The sequence below is a fragment of the Rhizobium sp. NLR16a genome (assembly GCF_017948245.1).
Classification (GTDB): domain Bacteria; phylum Pseudomonadota; class Alphaproteobacteria; order Rhizobiales; family Rhizobiaceae; genus Rhizobium.
On record NZ_CP072867.1, the window covers coordinates 153457 to 176010 of the forward strand.

The window sequence follows — 22554 nt, forward strand, 5'->3', positions numbered from 1 at the left end:
GCGAGGCTCACTGTCAGTCTATGCCGGTTGCGGTTGCGCGTCATTATGATGGACGAGCCGAAAATCGCCGAAGCTTCCGCACCGACAATCGTCTCGGCTGGCATTGACCGCTATTGCGGCACCTGGAACAGGTGGCGGATTTGCATAAGCAACGAGGTCATCGAGCTGCCGTTCAACGTTGTGCCTTCGGTCACGAATGAATGCTGGCCGGTCTCTATGCGGCGGGACAGCGTGGCGGCGAGCTCCTCGGCGATGCCGGGCCGGTCGTGCAGCAGCGGTGTCAGACTGGTCTGCGCAATTTCGTAAATGACCACGAAGGTAAGGGCGCGCAGCCTTGCCGCTTCGCCGGCGCCGATCAGCAGTCCGCTCTCGCCGAAATAGTCGCCCGGTGCCAATCGTCCGACTTCGATTTCCTTTTGGCCCTCCTTCCGCGTCGCGATGACGGCGCCGCTGCGCACGATCATCAGCGAAGCCACCGTATCCCCCTGTTCAATCAGAATCGCATCCTTCTTGAAGGTCCGCCGCGTCATCGAGGCGGCCAGCGTTTCCTTCTCGTCCTCCGTCAACGAGGAAAACAGGGGGATGGCATCGAGGAGCTTCAGCGGCGTCGGACGATGCGGCCCTGCCATTTCTTCCGGCTGCATCCGGTCGGGCGGCGGGCCCGCGGCATCGATCGGCCGCGTCAGGGTGAGGCCGGCAGCCTTGATGTGGCGATAGACGAGATCGAATATCTCATTCTTCGCCGGCCCAGCGTGGCCAATATCCCTGACGCGAAAAGAAAGCTCAACCTCCACCGCATCGGCATTGAGCGATTTGACCTGTACGCCGGGCATTGGTTCCGTCAGGATAGAGCCGCTGCTCAAAAGCACGGTGCGCATGACCTCGACGATCGTCGATGGCCCCGCCGTCGGTACGACGCGGACCGTCAGCATGACACCGTGGCTGCGGTCGGGGCTGCTGAGGTTGGTCAGCCCCACCTTGGCAAGGAAGCTGTTGGGCAGGATGACGAGGTCGTTCGTGCCGTTCAGGAGATGCGTGGAACGCCAGTTGGTTTCGACGACACGCCCTTCGACGCCGTCGGTGAGGACGATCCAATCGCCGATTGTGTAAGGCCGGCCGAGATTGAGGGCGATGCCTGAAAAGACGTCGTTCAGCGTGCTCTGCAGCGCCAGGCCGAGGATGATGGCGAAGACGCCCGAGGTGGCGATCAGCGTCCCGACGGGAAAGCTGAAGACATAGGCTACCACCGAAAGGATCGCGCCGAGATAGATCAGGCCGATAACCAGATCCTGAACGAGGCGCCCCTCCCGCGGTTGACGTTCGAAGATCAAGAAGACACGAACGAAGCCGATCAAGGCCCAGGCGGCATTGATCCACCAGACCACCTTGGCAAGGCCGATGAAGACACGTTCGAAGGTGGACGACGATGTCGGGCTGACCTCATAGGGCACGATATCGTGATAGAGAAGCAGGATGGTCAGCGCCGCGAAGAAGAACACCTGACCGGCCAGCTTCCAGCTCGGGAAGCGGCGAAGGGCAATTCGGATAACCATCGCGCCGACCACGGCCAGCATTCCGACCTGGACGATGGGATCGGAAAGCACGTCGGGCCAAGTGGGATTGTCAAGCATTGAAATCGACTCGCGAGAGAAGGCTGAGTGCGGCCAGAACCGCTATGGCAATGACCGGTCGAAGAACCTTCGTCGCTGTCATCGAATAGTCCTTGAGAAAAATCCATTCCTCGCGACGTCCGCCGGGCAGGCGACCGGAGGTCCGGAAAAGCAACATTGCCGTTCGTTCAAGCGATGTCAAACCGCCACCTAGCCATGGATTTCGCGTTGCGCCTTTCGGGTGATCAGGCGCTCAGCGAAGCTTGCCGATGCTGGCATACATGCCGGTCGTGCGGAATTCGGTCGGATTGGTGCCGTAGACGCGGCGGAAGACCTTCGAGAAATAGTTTGCGTCCTCGAAGCCGCACATGATGGCAACTTCCTTGACCGGCAGGAAGTCTGCCTTGGTCAGAAGCTTGACGGCGCGCTGCAGCCGCTGCTGCAGCACGTATTCCGCCGGCGGCATGCCTTCGCTCTCGGCGAAGCTGCGGGAGAAATGCGCGCGGCTGAGGCCGACGATGCCGGCGAGTTCGCTGACCGGCAGCGGTTTGTCGAGATTGGCGTTGATATGATCGATGACAGGCTGCATCAGGCTGAGCTCGGCGGCAAAGGCCGGCGAGCCGAAGACGTCGTCATAGAGCGCCATCGCGGCTTCATAGGCGATCGCCGAGGCCGCTCCCGCCGAGGTCGCGCCCTTGACGAGACGGAGGCTGCAATCGGCGAGATGATCGATGGTCGAGGGCTGCAGTTTCAAGACCGGACCGGCAGTGGAAAGTACCAGCTTGTGGATGCGCAGCGTTTCCTCGCCGTTCATCGAAATCCAGAAATACTCCCAACGGTCGCCCTTCTCCAGCCAGTAGCGGTGATTGTGCGGCACGAGCACGAGGAGCGTGTCGCCGCCCTGAAGGCGATAGTTGCGGTTCTGGTAGCGCAGCCGGCCGCTGCCGCTGATCGTGTGCTGCAGCACGGTGAACGGCGTCTGGCCGCGTCTGCGGCCGTCCCAATCATAGGTTTCGTTCTCGCGCACCTCGTAACCGGCGCTGGTCGGCATCGCGTGCAACCGCTGACGGCCGCGGGGTAGCGAGACCGTCCTCATCGACTGTCCGTTGGCGATTAAATCCTGCAGCACAAAATTACCCCTGAAAGCATAATCCTTCTCTGGTCGGCCTGCCGAATTCGGGCATAATCCCGCTCGACAAGAAGGAAGAGAGCACGGCCGATCGATCGGTCGGGAGGAAAACAGGCAGTTTTACGGCTTTTTCAACCACATGTGCCGGCATGCGGTCTGTTCCTCCATATCAATCTTTTCTCTAGCATTCGATTGGGTCGAGGTGAAGATCATGAGTTTCAAAATCGCTATCATCGGTGCGGGCAGCGTCGGTTTCACCAAGAAGCTGTTCACCGACATATTGTGCGTTCCGGAGTTTCGCGACATCGAATTCGCGCTCACCGATATCAGCGAACATAACCTCGAGATGATCAAGGCGATCCTCGACCGGGTCGTCGAGGCGAACAAGCTGCCGACCAAGGTGACGGCGACGACCGACCGCCGCAAGGCGCTGGAAGGCGCGCGTTACATCATCAGCTGCGTGCGGGTCGGCGGTCTCGAAGCCTATGCCGACGATATCAGGATCCCGCTGAAATACGGCATCGACCAGTGCGTCGGCGATACGATCTGCGCCGGCGGCATCCTTTATGGCCAGCGCAACATTCCCGTCATCCTCGACTTCTGCAAGGATATAAGAGAAGTCGCCGAGCCGGGCGCCAAGTTCCTCAACTACGCCAATCCGATGGCGATGAACACCTGGGCGGCGATCGAATATGGCAAGGTCGACACTGTCGGCCTCTGCCACGGCGTGCAGCACGGCGCCGAACAGATCGCCGAGGTGCTCGGCGCCACGTCGGTGCGCGAGCTCGATTACATCTGCTCCGGCATCAACCATCAGACCTGGTTCATCGACCTGCGCCTCAACGGCCGCAGGATCGGCAAGGACGAACTGGTCGCCGCCTTCGAGGCGCATCCCGTCTATTCGCAGCAGGAGAAATTGCGCATCGACGTGCTGAAGCGGTTCGGCGTTTATTCCACCGAAAGCAACGGCCACCTGTCGGAATATCTGCCCTGGTACCGCAAGCGGCCGGAGGAAATCACCCGCTGGATCGACATGTCCGACTGGATCCATGGCGAGACCGGCGGCTACCTCCGGCACTCGACGGAAACCCGCAACTGGTTCGAGACGGAATTCCCGCAGTTCCTCGAATCCGCCTCCAGGCCGATCGATCCGGCCAGGCGCTCGAACGAACATGCCAGCCACATCCTGGAGGGACTGGAAACGAACCGGGTCTATCGCGGCCATTTCAACGTCAAGAACAATGGCGTCATCACCAACCTGCCATCCGATGCGATCATCGAATCGCCCGGCTTCGTCGATCGCTTCGGCATCAACATGGTCTCCGGCGTCACCTTGCCGGAAGCCTGTGCTGCCACCTGCATCGCCTCGATCAACGTCCAGCGCATGTCGGTGCACGCGGCCATCTCCGGCGATATCGACCTCCTGAAGCTTGCCGTGCTGCACGATCCGCTGGTTGGCGCCGTCTCGACGCCGGAGGAAGTCTGGCAGATGGTCGACGAGATGGTCGTTGCCCAGGCGCGCTGGCTGCCGCAATATGCCGATGCCGTGCCGACCGCCAAGGAGCGGCTGTCGAAATCCAAGGTGCAGACCCGTGACTGGGCGGGGGCTGCGCGCCGCAACGTCCGCTCGATCGAGGAGCTGCGTGCGGAAAAGGCGGCGCTGAAACAGGCCGTCTGACTTTTTCGTGGAAGATGGGTCGTCATGGGTTTCCGGGAGGGAAATCCATGACATCAAACCCGCTTTCACATCGTGCGAGGAAAAGGAGCCCGCGTGACCGCGCTCCGAAACAGAGGGAGAAACGATGATGAATTTCCGCAAAACAAGCATTCTGGCCGGACTGGCGCTCGGCGTCTCAGTCATGGCGCTGAATGCCTATGCCTCCGAGGCGACCGTCCCGCCGGTGCCGCCGGAGTTCCCGGCCGAAGGCAAGATCAACTATGTCGCGCGCGACTCCATCCTGGAGTTCAAGGCGTTGCCCGAATATCACGAGCCCGACTGGGTCACCAAGAATTTCGTCTCCAGCGGCAAGCTGCCGGCGGTCAAGGACCGGCTGCCGAAGGAGCCGCTGGTCTTCAAGACGGGCAATATGCCCGACGGCATCGGCGTCTACGGCGATACGATGCGCCATGTCATCGGTGGCCGGCCGGAAGGCTGGAATTACGGCGCCGGCCAGACGCAGGGCTGGGGCGGCATCGATATCGGCCTGTCCGAATGCCTGACGCGCACCGCGCCGCTCTTCCAGGTGAAGGCCCAGGATACCGAGCCGCTGCCGAACCTTGCCAAGAGCTGGGACTGGTCGGAGGACGGCCATAAGCTGACCATGCACCTGATCGAAGGCGCCAAGTGGTCCGACGGCGCGCCGTTCAATGCCGACGACATCATGTTCTACTGGGAAGACGAGGTCATCGACCCGAACGTCTCGCCGCTCGGCGGCGGCGCTTCGCCTGAGGCCTTCGGTGTCGGCACGACGCTGAAGAAGATCGACGATTACACGGTCGAATGGACCTTCAAGGAAGCCTTCCCGAAGCAGTACCTCTACACGATGGCTTACCCGAACTTCTGCCCGGGTCCGTCGCACATCCTCAAACCGCAGCATCCGAAATATTCGAAGAACACCTACGACCAGTTCAAGAACGCCTTTCCGCCGGAGTTCATGAACATGCCTGTGATGGGCGCCTGGGTGCCGGTGGAATATCGCCCTGACGATATCATCGTCCTGCGCCGCAATCCCTATTACTGGAAGGTCGACGAAAAGGGCAACCAGCTGCCCTATCTCAACGAGCTGCACTACAAGCTCTCGACATGGGCCGACCGTGACGTTCAGGCGGTGGCCGGATCCGCGGATTTCTCCAACCTCGAGCAGCCGGAAAACTTCGTCGCCTCGCTGAAGCGCGCTGCGGAAAAGACCGCGCCCGCCCGCCTTGCCTTTGGCCCGCGCCTGATCGGCTATAACCTGCGGATGAACTTCTCCGCCAATGGCTGGGGCAACCCGGACGAGCGCGGCCAGGCGATCCGCGAGCTCAACCGCAACGAGGACTTCCGCAAGGCCGTTACCATGGCGTTGGATCGCAAGGCGATCGGTGACTCGCTGGTCAAGGGGCCGTTCACGGCGATCTATCCGGGCGGACTTTCCTCCGGCACCAGCTTCTACGATCGCAACTCCACCGTCTATTATCCCTTCGATCTCAAGGGCGCCAAGGCGGAACTCGCCAAAGCCGGCCTCAAGGACACTGACGGCAACGGCATCGTGAACTTCCCGGCCGGCACGGCGGGCGGCAAGGATGTCGAGATCGTCATGCTGATCAACAATCAGTACACGACCGACAAGAGTCTTGCCGAAGGTGTCGTCGGCCAGATGGAGAAGCTCGGCCTGAAGATCGTCATCAATGCGCTCGACGGCGCCAAGCGTGACGATGCCCATTATGCCGGCCGCTTCGACTGGCTGATCCAGCGCAACACGACGGAGCTGTCGTCGGTGGTGCAGAATACCGAGCAGCTTGCTCCTGTCGGTCCGCGCACCAGCTGGCATCACCGCGCCGGCAAGGATGACCAGCTCGATCTGATGCCGTTCGAAACGCAGCTTGTCGACGTCGTCAACAAGTTCAGGACGAGCCAGGACAATGACGAGCGCGTCGATCTGATGAAGCAGTATCAGAAGATCTCGACGGAGCACGTCAATACGGTCGGCCTGACGGAATATCCGGGCGCGCTGATCGTCAACAAGCGCTTCTCCAACGTGCCCCAGGGAACGCCGATTATGATGTTCAACTGGGCCGAAGATTCGGTGATCCGCGAACGCCTGTGGGTGGCTGCCGACAAGCAGGGCAAATATGAGCTGTTCCCCGAGCAGCTGCCCGGCAAGCCCGGCGACAAGGGCCCGATCAACTGAGGCCCATGGCCCGGAGATGAAGAGCTGAAGCGCGTCGCACCTGACGCGATGCGCTAGAGGGTTCCCTCCCAACTGAAGTGAGTTCCGGGCCGCGCGTGCCGCGCGCGGCCTGATATGACCAACGAGCCGGCCGCGCTGACAAGGAGCGACTGGCGGCAGAGAGAAGCGAACCGTTAGATGTTACGATTCCTGCTCGTGCGCATAGCCTCCGCGATCCCCGTTCTCTTGATCCTGAGCGTGGTGACTTTCGCGATCATCCAGGCACCGCCCGGCGATTACGCCGATTATATAAGATCCCAGCTGATCAACCAGGGCGGCGCATCCTATGCCCAGGCCGAAGCGCAGGCGCAGGCCTACCGCATCGAGCACGGCCTCGACAAGCCGATGGTCGTCCAATACGTCAACTGGATCGGCGGCATCGTAACGCGCGGCGATTTCGGCTACAGCATGTTCTACAACAAGCCGGTTGCCGACGTCGTCGGCGAGCGCCTGCCGCGGACCTTGCTGTTGGCGCTCGTCTGCCACATTTTCGCTTCGGTGCTCGGCATCGGCTTCGGCATCTGGGCGGCAACGCGGCAATATAGCTGGATCGACAGCACGCTTTCGGCAGTCTCCTTCCTCGGCATGACGGTGCCGCGCTTCCTGATGGCGCTGATCATCGTCTATCTCCTGGTCTTCCAGTTCAACGTAACGGAGATCGGCAGCTTCTTCTCGCCGCAATATGGCGGAGCGCCCTGGTCCTGGGCGAAATTCGTCGACCTCGTCAGCCATGTCTGGCCTGTCGTGGCGATCGCCACCTTCGGCGGGCTCGCCTATAACATGCGCGTCATGCGCGGTAATCTGCTCGATACGCTGAATGCGCAGTATGTCGAGACGGCAAAGGCGAAGGGCCTGTCCGGTGGCGCGGTGGTGATGCGCCATGCGGTGCCGAACGCGCTGCATCCGCTGGTGATGTATCAGGGTGTCGTGCTGCCCTACATGCTGACCGGCGAGATCGAAACCGCGATCATCTTCGCGCTGCCGACCGTCGGCCCGGCGATCGTCGGCTCGATGGCGATCGGCGACGTCTATGTCACCGCCACCTTCATGATGGTGCTGTCGGCGACGCTGATCGTCGGCAATATCATCGCCGACATGCTGCTCGCCTTGCTCGATCCGCGCGTACGCCAGTTCGGAGGAGCCTGAAATGCTTGCTTTCGATTCGTCCGACACGCCTCCGACAACCGAACCGGCAGCCAAGAAGCCTTCGCATGGCAGTGAAAGCTATCTGGCACTCGTCTGGCGCCGGTTGCGGCGCTCCTGGACCGGCGTTGCCGGGCTGGTGCTCGTCGGGCTCTTGATTCTGATGGCGGTCTTTGCCGATTTCTTCGCACCGATGGACCCGAAGGCGACCGACGTCGGCTTCGCGCCGCCGCAGGTGATGAGCTTCCACGACAAGGACGGAAATTTTGTCTTCCAGCCGCGTGTCTATGCGCTGTCGGATTCCGAGGAACTCGATCCCGTTACCTTTCAGCCGATCGTCGGTATGGACTACGACAATCCGCGGCTGCTCGGCTTCTTCGTTAAGGGTGCGGAATATACGTTGCTCGGCCTGATCCCGGCCGACCGGCACTTCTTCGGCTCGGTTGACGGCCAGCCGGTTCATTTCCTCGGCACCGACAAGTTTGGCCGCGACGTGCTGTCGCGCGCCATCATCGGCTCGCGCATCTCGCTGATGATCGCGCTGACAGTGGTCTTCATCGTCACGCTGATCGGCACGACGGTCGGCATGGTTTCCGGCTATTTCGGCGGCACCTTCGATGTCTGGCTGCAGCGCTTCGTCGAGCTGGTGCTCGCCTTCCCGCAGCTGCCGCTCTATCTCGCATTGACCTCGCTGATCCCGGTGACGGCGCCGACCAATGTCTTCCTCGCCTTCGTCATCGTCGTGATGTCGGCGCTCGGCTGGGCGCAGATGTCGCGCGAGGTGCGCGGCAAGACCCTGGCACTTGCCCGCATCGATTATGTCCGGGCGGCGATGGCGGTCGGCGCCACCGATCGGCGCATCATCATCCAGCATATCCTGCCGAACGTGCTGAGCCACGTCATCGTCGCGGTGACGCTGCACATACCGAGTGTCGTGCTCTTGGAATCCTTCCTCGGTTTCCTCGGCTTTGCCGTCAAGCCGCCGCTGATTTCCTGGGGGCTGATGCTGCAGGATACGGCGACCTATTCGGTCATCGGCTCCTATCCCTGGATTCTTTCTCCCGTCGGCTTCGTGCTCGTCACCGTCTTCGCCTTCAATGCGCTCGGCGACGGACTGCGCGACGCGGTCGATCCATATTGAGGTGATTGATATGGCTCTTGCACTGGTCAATTCCTTCGCCCCGCCCGTCCGCCACGATCATGACGGCCGCTCGGACACGCCGATCATCGACGCCCGCAACGTGGCGGTGAATTTCAAGGTCGAGGACGGCATGGTCGAGGCTGTCAAGGACGTCTCCTTCCAGCTCTATCGCGGCGAGACCATCGCGATCGTCGGCGAATCGGGCTCCGGCAAGTCGGTGACGGCGCGCACGGTGATGGGTCTCCTGTCGAAGCGCGCCGTCGTCTCCGCCAAATCGACGGTCTCCTATGACGGCAGTAACATCCTGAAATTCTCAGAGCGGGCGCGCCGCAAGCTGCGCGGCGACCGCATCTCGATGATCTTCCAGGAGCCGATGAGTTCGCTGAACCCGATCTATACGATCGGCAGCCAGATCGTCGAGGCGATCCGCGTCCATCGCCGGATCAGCAAGCGGGATGCGGAAAAGCGCGCCCTCGAGCTGCTCGAACATGTGCAAATTCCCGACCCGGCCGCCCGCCTCAGGCAATATCCGCATCAGCTTTCCGGCGGCCAGCGCCAGCGCGTGATGATCGCCATGGCGCTCGCCAACGATCCCGACGTGTTGATCGCCGACGAGCCGACGACGGCGCTCGACGTCACCGTCCAGGCGCAGATCCTCAATCTGATCCGCAACCTGCAGAAAGAGCTGGGAATGGCGGTCATCCTCATCACCCATGATCTGACGGTGGTGCGGCAGTTCTCCGATTACGTCTATGTGATGCAGCATGGCGAGGTCCGCGAACACAACGTCACCGAGGCGCTCTTTGCCAATCCGCAGCACCCTTACACCCGGCATCTGCTCGCCTCCGAGCCGCGTGGACAAGCCAATCCGCTGCCGGAGGGCTCCGACATCATCCTCGACGCCAAGGGCGTGCGTGTCGGCTTCATGCTGCGCCACGGCACCTTCCTGAAACCCGAGATGCGTGAGCTCGTCGCCGTCGATAGCCTCAGCCTGACGCTCCGTCGTCACGAGACGCTCGGCCTCGTCGGCGAATCAGGCTCCGGCAAGACCACCTTCGGCCAGGCGATCCTGCGGCTGAACACGCCGCAGGCCGGCGAGATCCATTTCGACCGTCAGCCGATCCACGGCCTTTCCAGGGCCGAGATGCGGCCGCTGCGGGCCCGCATGCAGGTGGTGTTCCAGGACCCGTTCTCCTCGCTCAATCCGCGCATGACGATTGGCCAGACCATCGAGGAAGGGCTCGTCGTCAACCGGCTGGGCGCTACGAGGGCCGAACGGCAGGACCGGGTGCGCGAGGCGCTTGTTGCCGCCGGCATGCCCGGCAATATCCTGTCGCGTTTCCCGCATGAATTTTCCGGCGGCCAGCGCCAGCGCATCGCCATCGCACGCGCCATCGCGCTGGAGCCGGAATTCATCCTGCTCGACGAGCCGACATCCGCACTCGACCTGTCCGTCCAGGCGCAGATCATCGAACTGCTGCGCAAGCTGCAGGACGAGCGCGGCTTGAGTTACCTCTTCATCTCCCACGATCTCAAGGTCGTCCGGGCGCTCTGCCATCGCGTCATCGTCATGCAGCATGGCAAGATCATGGAAGAGGGGCCCGTCGACGAAGTGCTCACCAATCCCAAGACCGCCTACACCGAACGGCTCGTCAAGGCCGCTTTCGAGGTAGCATGATTATCGAATGCCGGAGGCTATAATGGCAGAAAATCCCAAAATCACCTTCATCGGAGCAGGCTCCACCGTCTTCATGAAGAACATCATCGGCGACGTTTTGCAGCGTCCCGCACTCTCGGGTGCGACGATCGCGCTGATGGATCTCAACCCGCAGCGGCTTGAGGAAAGCGCCATCGTCGTCAACAAGCTGATCTCGACGCTCGGCGTCAAGGCCAAGGCCGAGACCTACTCCGACCAGCGCAAGGCGCTTTCAGGCGCCGATTTCGTCGTCGTCGCCTTCCAGATCGGCGGCTATGAGCCCTGCACCGTCACCGATTTCGAGGTGCCGAAGAAATACGGGCTGCGCCAGACGATCGCCGACACGCTCGGCGTCGGCGGCATCATGCGGGGCTTGCGCACCGTGCCGCATCTCTGGAAGGTCTGCGAGGACATGCTCGCCGTCTGCCCCGAGGCGATCATGCTGCAATATGTCAACCCGATGGCGATCAACACCTGGGCGATCTCGGAGAAATATCCGACCATCCGCCAGGTCGGCCTCTGCCATTCGGTGCAGGGCACGGCGATGGAGCTGGCGCACGATCTCGACATTCCCTACGAGGAAATCCGCTACCGCGCCGCCGGCATCAACCACATGGCCTTCTATCTCAAATTCGAGCATCGCCAGCCCGACGGCTCCTACCGCAACCTCTATCCCGATCTCTTGCGCGGCTACCGCGAGGGCAGGGCGCCGAAGCCCGGCTGGAATCCGCGCTGCCCCAACAAGGTGCGCTACGAGATGCTGACCAGGCTCGGCTATTTCGTCACCGAAAGCTCGGAGCATTTCGCCGAATACACGCCCTATTTCATCAAGGAAGGCCGTGAGGACCTGATCGAGAAATTCGGCATTCCGCTCGATGAATATCCGAAGCGCTGCATCGAGCAGATCGAGCGCTGGAAGGGCCAGGCCGAGGCCTATCGCTCGGCCGACAAGATCGAGGTGACGCCGTCGAAGGAATATGCCTCCTCGATCATCAATTCGGTCTGGACCGGCGAACCCTCGGTCATTTACGGCAATCTGCGCAACAATGGCTGCATCACCTCGCTGCCGGAAAATTGCGCCGCCGAAGTGCCCTGCCTCGTCGACGCCTCCGGCATCCAGCCGACCTTCATCGGCGAGCTGCCGCCGCAACTGACGGCGCTGATGCGCACCAATATCAACGTGCAGGAACTGACGGTGCAGGCGCTGATGACCGAAAATCGCGAGCACATCTACCACGCCGCGATGATGGACCCGCATACGGCGGCCGAACTCGACCTCGACCAGATCTGGTCGCTGGTCGACGACCTGCTCGCCGCCCACGGCGACTGGCTGCCCGAATGGGCCCGCACATCGGGTAAAGTCAAGGCTGCCTGACCTCCTCTCCCTGGTCAGGCGTCAAAGAGCCCCGCGGTAGTGCAACAACCGCGGGGTTTTTGCGTTAGATGAGGCTTTGCGATCAGGGGGAACTCGAACTCTTTGCATCCCACGGACCGGCGCAGTGTGACGAATTTGGCTGCGGGCATGCGTGGGAGGATAGGTATGAGGCTACTGTGAAAGTCGCACCACGTTTATGAACCTGAAGATCGGTATTTGTCTGTGGCCATAACCTGAAGGCCGCAGGTTCAAATCCTGCCCCGCAACCAACTTCCCTAATCTTACCCAGACCAGTTATCGCTGGCGGAGAAGCTCCGCTTTCCCTGGCAATGGTAACTCGTCGTTCGCAAAGCTCACCATAACCTGAAGGGTGAGCAACGCGAACGGTTCAAATCATCAGCCGCGTCGCTGCGACCTGCGGGCACCGCTCGTGAAGGGTAAAGCTCCAGGGGCGAGGCGCCTGCCCCGCCAATCCCGATTTTAGACTAGTATGCGTCTGCCCGTCCACTAAATTGGCGACGGCTATGAAGAGAGAGAGACCTGAAGAGCAGATCCTTCTCAAGTGCCTACATCGGAACCCGCCGAACATCGTGTTTCACTTCGTCGCCTCCCTGCCGATAATGTCGATTTCATCCTGAGCGAGGAGTAAAGCTCGTACTCTCGGGCATGACGCCACCAGATCACACAACACGACATATTCATTCGCGTCGAAGGGGGCAGACGAAAGCCCAAACCAGTTTGGATCAACCCTGCGTGGTGACCATACGAGCCGTTCCTCCAGAAGGTAGACGCCATATACGACGTCTACCGTCTCGTTGCCAGTTAGCCCGAGGTTCGTCCGAATACTGTAGGCCGTCAGAGCGGCGTTCAAAACGATCGCAACTTCGATCAGCGCGCTTCGATAACCCGGTTGGCGTATAACCTCAATTCCGTGCACCCGCTCAAGCCACGTCGCTGCAAGCTGGACGGTGACCAGTGTGCGGTCCACGATGCACCGCAAGTCCTTCATTGGCACTATGTTCATGTATTTCGCCGGCTGCAGATAGACATCGACTGCGGTAGAAACGGCGCCGCACCGGCTGTGGCCGAGAACCACGATAGTCCTTAGACTCTCTCCGAGATGACTGGTCGCATAGCTCAGGCTTCCCATTACGTCGTCGCCGATGCCGTTGCCGGCGGTCCTGACGACGAACAAATCGTTCGGTCCCTCGGAAAAGATCAACTCGACCGGAACACGCGCGTCGGCGCAACCAACAATAGCCGCGAACGGCTGCTGAACTGGTGCGGCGCTACGCCCCGGAAAGAGGCCGACATCATGTGGGTCGATATCGATACTCAACGTTGTGCCATTGGATGAGCCGAACTGGGCGAGGAGTTCGGCAAAAGCCCGATTTCCAGCCTCCAGCCGCAGACGGGCAGCCTCTGAATCCGGCGGCAGGGGCCGGTGTGCCGCATCAAACGCGAACCGATAGATCACTTCTGCCAGCAATGCAGAGTTTTCACGCGAATGGTCTTCGGTGGAGTCCATTGCCATGTCGACAATTCTCCTGCGTAGGGATCCGGCCACTTGGGGACCCAGGAGTGGATCGATACTGTTACTGCCTGAATGTCGAAACGGCTGTCGTCGTCGGCGAGACCAAACAGGCGGCTGCCGCCCGTCGCTGGCTAACAGTTGTAGACACCGGCTGCGCATCGCCGTGCGCTCCTGCGAGCAACGCCGGCGACGCTGACTGGTGTCAGCGGTCTCCCGACTCTAGCCTCTGCGCTAGGCACCAGGCTAAATCCGATTACGGGACCATCGCGAAATTCGATGCTTGACGCGCCAGCAACGACTGCAAGCAATGTGATAGCGATCCATCTGAGCATGCCCAATCCCCTTTTCCTTCCGCTCATTTCTTGGAGAATATTTCCGGCAGTTCGTCAGCGTCCGGAAGGTCTTTCAAGTCCCGCTTTTTGGCGCCATCGGGCGCCTTGAAGTTGAAGTCGCCGGCCGCCGCGTCTGCTCCAGCCTTCCATGACCTGACGTCAATCGTATATTGCGGGAAGCCTTTTACCTTGGTGCTGGTAACAACATAGCGACAGGGGTAGGGGTTTTGGCCTTGGGCGATCCAGATCTGCCAATCAACCCCCTCCTTGGTGCGAAACGCCAGATGGTCGCATTCCTCCCCTCGTATTACGCCACTGCCGAGATCCTTCACGTCAACCACCTCGGACATGAGTGCGTCGTACGGGTGTGATATCAGCATGTCTCCGGCCGGCAGTGGTCGATTGAATTTGTCCCGCAAGGTGTCGATGAGGTTGTCAGTCGTTCCAGGCACTTCGGCCTGTGCGTAAAGGTTGGCGTCTTTCCCGAGGAACGACAATGTCTTCCCATCAAAAACGATCTCGACGTTGGCAAAGCCGCCTTGGCGTGTGACGTGCAACTTGTCGGGCCGATTGATCTTTACCGCTCCGGAGCTTGCTAGTGCGAGCTTCTGTTGCTGCTTGGTAACGACCTCCAGATTCGTGTCGTACTCAAATGATATCGTTTCTTGCGCAGCCATGTAGTCCGACATCGCCTTTAAGAGGCTCTTCGCCTCCTTCTCGTCCGCATGGACGGAAGTCGCGCACGTCACCGTCGCCATAACCACTACGGCGGCAAGCCGTCCGGCATTCTGGAAGAGGCTATCCGATTGAGATCGCATGGGTGATTCCTCCATTACCCTTGTAAGAAACCGCGCGCGGCTCAAGCAAACGCGCGGGAATTGATTGTCCTATAGTGCGCGCGGTAGGCCTTCCTTGGAGGGCCACACGCGGCTCACGCGTGAAAACCTGCACCTTGCAGAGATTTGGACTTCTCAAGCACAGCGGTCATGGGGCAGCTCTGCAGACGCGCGGCTGACTCCGGTTCTAGGTGCTACCAGGACGTTCCAAATAGCGTTGCAGAGCGGCATGCATGCTAAAAAAGAGGCGTTCGCGGCCGAGTTCGTCGGCGAAACCGGAGGCTCGAAGATAATCAAGCACATCCGGATTCAATCCTGCCAGCCAAACCGTTATCCCTTGGTCGGAAACGCGGCGTTCGCTCTCGATCATTGTCTGCAGCGCGGAATACTCGATGTCAAAGACCCCGCTCATATCGAGTGCGAGTACTTTCGGTTTATACTCTGCGACGAACGCCTGAATTTGATCCGCAACCTGTTGAACGTTTGCGAAAAAGAGCCGGCCCTCCGGGCGAAGTATCAATAGGCCGTTAAAAGTTTCGTCGTCGGGATGCTCCGAAGACAGCGGCCGGAGCACGTCGGTGTCGCGCTTGCGACCAAGGACGTAAACTTTCGGTTTTGCCGATTGGCTGGCCAGACCGATCAGCGAGAGGACGATGGCAACGACGATACCCTGGAGGGTGCCGAAAACCAGAACGCCGAGAAAGGCCGCCAGCGCCCAGCGAAACTCCATCCGGCGGACCTTGCGGATGGATGCAAACTCTGCCGGGGAAATGAGTCCGACCGAATAGATGATCACAATCGCGGCGAGGACGCCCTGCGGCAGCAAACCAAGCAGGGGAGCAAGGAACAGCATGGTGGCCGCCGAAGTCGCAGCGGTGACCAGGGAGGCTGTCTGGGATTGCCCGCCCACGGCGCGAACCACGGCCGTCTGCGAAGTGCCACCGCCTGCGGGCATTGAGCCGAAGAACGCGCCAGCCAGGTTCGCGGCGCCGGTCGCGACAAGCTCGCGATTGGGCTTGATCGGCGGCTCGGCCGGCTTGGCGAAGGCCCGACCCGCGGCAATCGTTTCGGTAAAGCTCATGAGAGCGATGCCGAGTGCTCCGGGCAGGAGTTGCTCGACCAGACCGGCACTGGGAGGCGTGAGTGACGGCAGTGATCGTGGGATGAAACCGACTGTCGCTATGCCCAATGCATTCAGGCCGACGACCCAGGAAATCAAGATGCCCGCACCGACAATCACGAGGGGGGCGGGAGAATGAGGCCAACGCCGTTCCATCAGTCCCAAGGCGATGAGCGCCGCGCCTGCGATCGTCAGCGTTAGCAGCGACGTTTCCGGCACATAGCGCACCAAGCTTACGACGTCGCGGAAAAAGCCGGCCTTTTCAATGTGTATCCCGAGCAGTTTCGGGATTTGATCGACCACGATCACGAGCCCGATGCCCGCCTTGAAACCGGTTAGCACGGGAGATGATATGAAATTCGCGACGAATCCGAGGCGAAGTACGGAGGCTGCAATGAGGAGGGCGCCGGTCAGTGCCGTGAGGGTTGCGAGGGCAGTGATCAGCTTAGCGGGATCGCCATCCGGAACGGCGATGCCAAGCTCGGTCCCCGCCAAGATGGCAAGAGTCGTCGTTGAACTGACACTCAACACGCGTGACGTGCCGAGTAATGCGTAGACAATCATTGGCACGAATGCCGTATAGAGGCCGACGCTTACTGGCACGCCGGCAACCGTGGCATAAGCCATCGCTTTGGGCAGAACAATTGCAGCGGCCGTCAGGCCAGCCACGATGTCGAGTCGAAGGAACGCTACGGGCGAGGCATCGCCTTTGTCTCCGCCGATTGTCATGTTCGTTTCGGGGGTCACGACTGCTGCTCCATTCGACAATTTGTCTCTCGCCTTGCATTTTGACAACTGTCGCCGCTTCGTCCCAGCGAAGACCTGAGGCAACGCTTCAGCAAAGGCGGTCCCAGCCATCTTCGATCCACTCAATACAACCGAATAAACGATCCTCCGCACCGTGCCCGAGAGGGGGTCGTCGGCCGTAGCACCAAGCCGAGGTTCTCCGACCGACATGTCACTGTCCACTCTAAGTCGCGGCTCAATATTTTATGTCCCTCGCGTCCTGTCGACCGGTTTGCTTGGTCTGGCGCTTGTCTTGTCGGCAGGCGGCGTTGCTCTTCTCGTCGGCGGCGCGACATGCTTGTTTTGTACTGCGCGCGCCCTGCCGCGTCTCTTGCTTGACGTCTCGTCCGGCGCGCCGCTGTTGTGCCTGCTCTGTGGACCACGATAGATCCGGCAGCGTTGCGAGGAACATTGAGGCTAGCAAAGTGACAAACAGAGGCCTTGATCCGACCACTGCCTTACCTCCATCGAATGCCGATCAACCGATGGAGATCGAACCAGACTATTATGCATCAACCAGCGGCGTGGAGGGCGTATATTACGGTATCGAACACCAGACGAGTCGGAATAGCTCGTCAGATGTGGACCGGCGGCGGGCTGACCGTGCCGAGCATATAAGGGTGAGTTGCCCTCGAAATCGGAAAGCAACTCAAATTAGCAGCGACGCTTTGGCTGCGACGGGGTCGCGACAACAAGGTTTCGGCCTGGCGGCAAGGTAAGGTCGATACTTTTTGCGGCGGAGGCGGGCTAGTTGGAACCATCGACGACTATTGGCGGTTCGCCGAAATGCTACGTGCTGGAGGTGAGCTCGACGGCGAACGCATCCTTAGTCCCCGCACTTTGAAATTCGGGCGTTGCTTGATGTCAAAAAAGCGCTCCGTCCTGACCGCCCCACTACAAAGCGGGTTGTTCAGATCCCCTGAGATGCTCGCGAGATTTGGGTCGGAAGCGATGGAGATTTCTATCTGGGCGCCGTTTCGCGATGCCACCTGTGTGGTGTGAACGCCGCCCCCGGGAAAAGGACCGTCTTTGGCAAAACGCCGCCCGTGGTTACGCTAGTGGGTCGTTGCTGCTAACTTCCAAGAATTCCCAGAAGGACAAACGACGCCATCGAAGCGCGCAGTACCCTCTAGGGACTGGCGACTTGTTACGAAACCACGGCATCCATCAACCCTGTCGTGGGTGTCGATCTGTTCGATAACTCCGGCGCTCCCGGTCGACGGATTTGCCCACGCGAGAGCTTTCGTTCCGACAGTTCCGCGGCCGACCACCTCTGCAATTACAGCTTGATCGCTGACTGGGGCGGCGCCGGGTGAAACGGAGGGCGCGGCAGACACTTCGAGAGGTTCGGTGCGTGAGCAGGCGGCGAGAAAGGCCATGCACGTGCACGCGATGACGACAATTCGTTTCATGCAGAGAATGATGGATATGAAGAAGACTATTTCAACCCACCGCGCATCAACTTTGGGGGAGGGCAGCGCCGCCTTCCCTGGTCCGGGTCAGGGCAAAGGCGATCGACATCGTGCCATTGATCGATCTTGCTGAACAACGGCCGAGGTCGCCGCTTCCGCTCAGCCGGGCTTGAATCCGATCACCATCGAGTCCGGCCCCAGCAACGGCTCGACGCGCGTGGACACGAAACCGGCGTCGCGCATCCAGGCTTGGCAGTCGGCGCCGGTGTAGTCGAACCCTCCGCGGGTCTCGATCAGCATGTTCAAGCTCATCAGCAGGCCGAAGGCGTTGCTTCGGCGCTCATCGTCGATGACGGCGTCGTAGACGATCAGGGCCCCGCCGTTCGGCAGCGCGGCGAAGGCTTTTTCCAGCAGCATCCTCTTCTCGGCAAGATCCCAGTCGTGGAGGATATGCCCCATTACGATCACATCCGCATTCGGCATCGGGCTGTCGAAGAAATTGCCCTGTTGGAAGCGGATGCGGTCGGCAAGGCCGTGCCGGGCGACGAACTCGTCAAATATCGGCTGCACGGCGGGCAGGTCGAAGCCGAGACCCTGGAGATGCGGATGAGCTCGGGCGATCACCACCGGCACCATGCCTTGCGCCGCGCCCACATCGGCGAAGGTCGTGTATTTCGACCAGTCGAACTTGGCGGCGATCGCCTGCGCCGCACCGGCGCTGATCCCGCTCATCGCCTCGAGGAACCCGCGCAGTCGTGCCGGCTCCGCATATATCGCCGCGAAGAAGTCCTCGCTGTGCTTGGCTTCGTTCTGCGGTTCTCCCGTGTGCAGGGCTTCGGTAAGCGAACCCCAGAAACCGTATAGCCGTGCATTGGCCATTTCGAGGATGCCGCCGATATAGGATGGCTTGGCCTTGTCGAGGAAGAGATCCGTATCAGTGGCATTGCGATAGCGGCCGTCCTCGCGTTCGAGCAGCTTCAGGGCCACCAGGGTGTCGAGGAAGTCGCGGGCTGAGCGGGGATGCAGTTTCAGCCTGGCCTGCAGCTCGGGCAGGTCGGCCGAGCCGGCCGCGAGCTCGGTGAAGACGCCGAGCTCGACCGCGCTGAGCATGGCTTTGGAGGCCCAGAACCCCATGCCAAGCCGCATGATGTTGTCTGGCGTGGTTGCGCCCATCGCTCGTCTCCTCGTAGATCGTGTCGTCGAACGGCACCCGGGATTGGTGCGGTAACCGAAGTGGTCCGACGGCGCTGTGAAGCAGAACGTTCCGTCTCGTCGAGGCACCCCGCAAGAAAAATAGAGCGTTTTAAGTTGGGGCACAATTAATCAAGAATCACTAGCCAAGAGCCCGCGGCTGAGCGGTGATTCCGACACCTGACGTTCACTGCGAAGTAGGCTCGCAGATCGCCGGCAACGCCTCACAAAGTTCGCCGCCCTCTGGAGCAATGCATTGTCTAGATTGTTCCCAGGCGGTGTGTTTTGCGCCATTCTTCGTATTCTGTCCGGGCATCGTCATGCAGCGGATAGTAGCGCTGCAACGAGCCGCCCTCCATAAGTTTCGCTCGCGAGAACTCCTCCCAATCGTGATGCATTTGCGATTCTTCGATTACCTTCGGGGCCATTGCGACTGGAAGCACCACCACCCCGTCATCGTCGGCGACGATGATGTCTCCGGGGATCACGGTGACACCGCCGCAGGCAATCGGAACGTTGACGGCGTTGGGATAGATGCCAGTCTGCACATGATAGTTGGGCGTCCAGCCGCGCAGCCACAAAGGGAGATCGAGCTTCTCGACATTGGGCCGATCGCGCATGCACCCATCGATCACGATGCCGGCGCCGCCTCTGCCTTTGAAATAGGTCGACATCATATCGCCAAAGACGCCCGAGCTCATGTCACCGCGCGCGTCGACCACGACCACATCGCCCTCCTGCACGTGATAAAGCACATGGCGGTGCAACTGCGTCTCCGGATCTGCATATTCTCCCTCGGTGAAAAGGTCGGGCCGCTGCGGCAGGAATTGAAGCGTCAGCGCCGGGCCGACGATGGACTTCCCGCGGCTCTGCGATACCGGGCCGACCATATGCGGATTGCGGAAGCCCATATGGCCGAGCGTACCGGCAATGGTCGCGGCGCCGATCTCCTTCAGTGCGTCGATCATGTCTCTGGGCGGTCGCGGAATATCGGGCGTATGCGTCATCTTAGGCTCCGGTGGATGAAACTACCAGTTTGTAACAGAACCGTCGCGGCGCTTGAGGTGAGGCGCTTCCCAGAAACGAAAGCTCTCCGCCTTGATCGCTTCTTCGTTGACCTCGACCCCGAGCCCCGGCAGATCGCTGACCGGATAGTCCGGGCCGTCGAGCCGTGGTTGCACGGGAAAGAAATCGGAATTGTCGAAGCCGAGCTTCGCTTCGGGCGCCCTGGTCTCGAGCCATGCGAAATTCGGCACCGCGGCGGCGAGATGGATGGTCGCGGCCGTGCAGACTGGGCCGAGGGGATTGTGCGGCATCAGGTCCACATAGTGCGCCTCGCTCCAGCCCGCGACCTTCATCGCTTCGGTGAGCCCGCCCACATTGCAGATGTCGAGCCGGTTGAACTGATGGATGCCACGCTCGATATAGGGCAGGAATTGCCACTTGCTGGCAAATTCCTCGCCGATGGCGAAGGGGATGTCGGTCATGGTGCGCAGGGATTCGTAGGCCTCTGGTGTCTCGTCTCGTATTGGCTCCTCGAGGAAATCAAGCACGCCACGGTCGAGCTTGTTACAGAAGCTCGCCGCCTCGGCCACCGACAGCCGATGATGATAATCGATGCCGAGGACGACGTCGTCGCCCAGCGCCTCGCGCGCCTTGTTCAGCATCGCTGCGGTAACGCCGATCGACTCCCGCGGCTCAAAGATGTCCTTGCTGTTTTGCCCGATGGGGAAGAAGCGGATCGCCTGCCACCCTTGTGCGCGGAGTTCGCGGGCTCGTTCGATGGCAACCTCGCCCTCGGCCTCGTCGCCGGTCGAGGCGAAGGTCGGAATGCGGTCGCGCTGCTTGCCGCCCAGCAGTTCGTAGGCTGGAACCCCCAGCGCCTTGCCCTTGATGTCGTGAAGGGCGATGTCGATCGCGGAAATCGCCGCCTGCAGAACGCGCCCGCCTTCGAAATATTGGCTGCGATAAATTTCCTGCCAAATCCGACCAGTCTGCATCGCGTCACGGCCCATGAGAAATTCGCGATAGTGTTCGATCGCACCGGCGACGGCCTTTTCGCGACCGCTCAAGCCGCTCTCGCCCCAGCCGAAGATGCCGCTGTCGGTCTCGACCTTGACCAGCATCTGGTTGCGCGTTCCTACCCATACTGGGTAGGGCTTGATCGCCGTGATTTTAAGCTTCGTCATCCACGCCCTCGTTTCACCCGCATCCGCCTGCTCTCAGTTGGCCTTGAGGGCCATTTCCGTTTCGCCGTCAAACAGATGCATTCGCTCCTGATCGAACTCGAGCCAAATCTGTTCGTCGGGCGTGACCGCAATGGTCGGCGGCACGCTGACATTGACGATGGCGCCTGATAGGAACGCCTGCACGAAGGTGACATCACCGGTCGGCTCCACCGTGTAGGCTTTGGCAGGGACGCTCCCAGGCGTCGCACTCTTGTGCAGCTTGATCGTCGAGTGGCGCGCGCCGAGCACGACTTTCTTGGTGGATGACCTTGCAACTTTCTGGGCATTTTTTGGCGAAAGCTCGAGGCGCCATCCCTCCGCGCTGATCAACACATTGTCGCCGCTTGCCGTTGATGCCTCCAATGGGACTAGGCTCATGGCCGGGCTGCCGACGAAGCTGGCGACGAACATGTTCACCGGATTGGCAAAGACCTGCGCCGGAGTATCGTATTGCTGCAGATAGCCGCCGTTCATCACCGCCATCCTGTCGGCCATGGTGACCGCTTCGAGCTGATCGTGGGTCACATAGATGATCGTCGCCTTGAGATCCTGGTGGAAACGCTTGATCTCCGACCGCATCTGCACCCGCAGCTTTGCGTCGAGGTTGGAAAGCGGTTCATCCATCAGGAATACGGCCGGATCGCGAACGAGCGCACGGCCGAGCGCCACGCGCTGCTGTTGGCCGCCCGAAAGTTCGCGCGGCTTGCGCTCGAGGAGCTGCGTCATGTCGAGCACCCGCGCTGCTTCCCTGACCTTCTTGTCGATCTCGTCGCGTGGCAGTTTGCGCATCTGCAGCGGGAAAGCCAGGTTTTTGTACACGGATTTCTGCGGGTAGAGCGCGTAGTTCTGGAACACCATTGCGATGTCCCGGTCCTTGGGGTCGAGGTCGTTGACCACCCGCTCGCCGATGACGATGTCGCCGGATGTGATAGGGATGAGCCCCGCCACAAGATTGAGCGTGGTTGTCTTGCCGCAGCCTGAAGGACCGACGAGCGCAACGAATTCGCCGTCATTGACCGTCAGCGAAACATCGTTGACAGCTTTGAAGCTGCCATAGGTCTTGACCAGATCTTTGAGGACCACGTGGGCCAC

The 22554-nt window shown here is 60.8% G+C and carries 18 protein-coding genes and 1 pseudogene; 7 read left to right on the plus strand and 12 right to left on the minus strand.

Going from position 1 to position 22554, the window contains the following annotated elements; translation table 11 throughout:
• Positions 1-110: 110 nt before the first annotated feature.
• Positions 111-1631 carry a mechanosensitive ion channel family protein gene (locus J7U39_RS22995; RefSeq protein WP_210632564.1) on the minus strand — a complete coding sequence of 507 codons (1521 nt, stop codon included), beginning with the start codon at positions 1629-1631 and terminating at the stop codon, positions 111-113.
• A 232-nt stretch (positions 1632-1863) separates the two neighbouring features.
• Positions 1864-2706: an AraC family transcriptional regulator gene (locus J7U39_RS23000; RefSeq protein ID WP_210632648.1), complete on the minus strand. Its 843-nt coding sequence runs from the start codon at positions 2704-2706 to the stop codon at positions 1864-1866.
• A gap of 244 nt (positions 2707-2950) precedes the next feature.
• Here J7U39_RS23000 and J7U39_RS23005 point away from each other — a divergent pair, with 244 nt between their 5' ends.
• From J7U39_RS23005 to J7U39_RS23030, 6 genes are all read left to right on the plus strand, one after another.
• The gene (locus J7U39_RS23005) at positions 2951-4417 is read left to right on the plus strand and encodes an alpha-glucosidase/alpha-galactosidase (RefSeq protein ID WP_210632565.1); all 1467 of its coding nucleotides are present in this window, start codon (positions 2951-2953) and stop codon (positions 4415-4417) included.
• A gap of 124 nt (positions 4418-4541) precedes the next feature.
• Positions 4542-6629: an ABC transporter substrate-binding protein gene (locus tag J7U39_RS23010; protein WP_210632566.1), complete on the plus strand. Its 2088-nt coding sequence runs from the start codon at positions 4542-4544 to the stop codon at positions 6627-6629.
• Positions 6630-6806: 177 nt separating this feature from the next.
• Positions 6807-7814 (plus strand): ABC transporter permease, encoded by a 1008-nt coding sequence (locus J7U39_RS23015; protein WP_168296502.1) that lies wholly within the window; start codon positions 6807-6809, stop codon positions 7812-7814.
• A gap of 1 nt (position 7815) precedes the next feature.
• On the plus strand, positions 7816-8952 hold the full coding sequence (locus tag J7U39_RS23020) for an ABC transporter permease (RefSeq protein ID WP_210632567.1): 1137 nt from the start codon (positions 7816-7818) through the stop codon (positions 8950-8952).
• Between the two features lie 10 nt (positions 8953-8962).
• Entirely contained in the window at positions 8963-10630 is a 1668-nt protein-coding gene (locus J7U39_RS23025) for an ABC transporter ATP-binding protein (RefSeq protein WP_210632568.1), read from the plus strand.
• Between the two features lie 22 nt (positions 10631-10652).
• Positions 10653-12023, plus strand: a complete 1371-nt coding sequence (locus J7U39_RS23030) for an alpha-glucosidase/alpha-galactosidase (RefSeq protein WP_210632569.1) — start codon at positions 10653-10655, stop codon at positions 12021-12023.
• Between the two features lie 595 nt (positions 12024-12618).
• Here the strand turns inward: J7U39_RS23030 and J7U39_RS23035 are convergent.
• From J7U39_RS23035 to J7U39_RS31890, 5 genes are all read right to left on the minus strand, one after another.
• Complete coding sequence (locus tag J7U39_RS23035) at positions 12619-13557, minus strand: carbonic anhydrase (protein WP_210632570.1); 939 nt, start codon at positions 13555-13557, stop codon at positions 12619-12621.
• A 131-nt stretch (positions 13558-13688) separates the two neighbouring features.
• Positions 13689-13916, minus strand: coding sequence for a hypothetical protein (locus J7U39_RS31885; RefSeq protein WP_247241786.1), 228 nt, complete (start codon positions 13914-13916; stop codon positions 13689-13691).
• Positions 13913-14707 carry a DUF2092 domain-containing protein gene (locus J7U39_RS23040; RefSeq protein ID WP_210632571.1) on the minus strand — a complete coding sequence of 265 codons (795 nt, stop codon included), beginning with the start codon at positions 14705-14707 and terminating at the stop codon, positions 13913-13915. The genes J7U39_RS31885 and J7U39_RS23040 overlap by 4 nt, the downstream gene beginning before the upstream one ends.
• Positions 14708-14912: 205 nt before the next feature.
• Positions 14913-16574, minus strand: a complete 1662-nt coding sequence (locus tag J7U39_RS23045; RefSeq protein WP_210632649.1) for a SulP family inorganic anion transporter — start codon at positions 16572-16574, stop codon at positions 14913-14915.
• 253 nt (positions 16575-16827) lie between these two features.
• Positions 16828-17043, minus strand: coding sequence for a hypothetical protein (locus tag J7U39_RS31890; RefSeq protein ID WP_247241787.1), 216 nt, complete (start codon positions 17041-17043; stop codon positions 16828-16830).
• Between the two features lie 323 nt (positions 17044-17366).
• On the opposite strand from J7U39_RS31890, the pseudogene J7U39_RS31895 reads away from it, so the two are divergent.
• Positions 17367-17477: pseudogene (locus tag J7U39_RS31895) on the plus strand (hypothetical protein); the annotation flags it as partial.
• Between the two features lie 209 nt (positions 17478-17686).
• Here J7U39_RS31895 and J7U39_RS23050 read toward each other — a convergent pair.
• From J7U39_RS23050 to J7U39_RS23070, 5 genes are all read right to left on the minus strand, one after another.
• Positions 17687-18043, minus strand: coding sequence for an RT0821/Lpp0805 family surface protein (locus J7U39_RS23050; protein ID WP_210632572.1), 357 nt, complete (start codon positions 18041-18043; stop codon positions 17687-17689).
• Positions 18044-18202: 159 nt separating this feature from the next.
• Entirely contained in the window at positions 18203-19216 is a 1014-nt protein-coding gene (locus tag J7U39_RS23055) for a methyltransferase (RefSeq protein ID WP_210632573.1), read from the minus strand.
• 278 nt (positions 19217-19494) lie between these two features.
• Positions 19495-20241 (minus strand): ribonuclease activity regulator RraA, encoded by a 747-nt coding sequence (locus J7U39_RS23060; protein ID WP_210632574.1) that lies wholly within the window; start codon positions 20239-20241, stop codon positions 19495-19497.
• Positions 20242-20262: 21 nt separating this feature from the next.
• The gene (locus tag J7U39_RS23065; protein WP_210632575.1) at positions 20263-21423 is read right to left on the minus strand and encodes a mandelate racemase/muconate lactonizing enzyme family protein; all 1161 of its coding nucleotides are present in this window, start codon (positions 21421-21423) and stop codon (positions 20263-20265) included.
• 33 nt (positions 21424-21456) lie between these two features.
• The gene (locus J7U39_RS23070; protein ID WP_210632576.1) at positions 21457-22554 is read right to left on the minus strand and encodes an ABC transporter ATP-binding protein; all 1098 of its coding nucleotides are present in this window, start codon (positions 22552-22554) and stop codon (positions 21457-21459) included.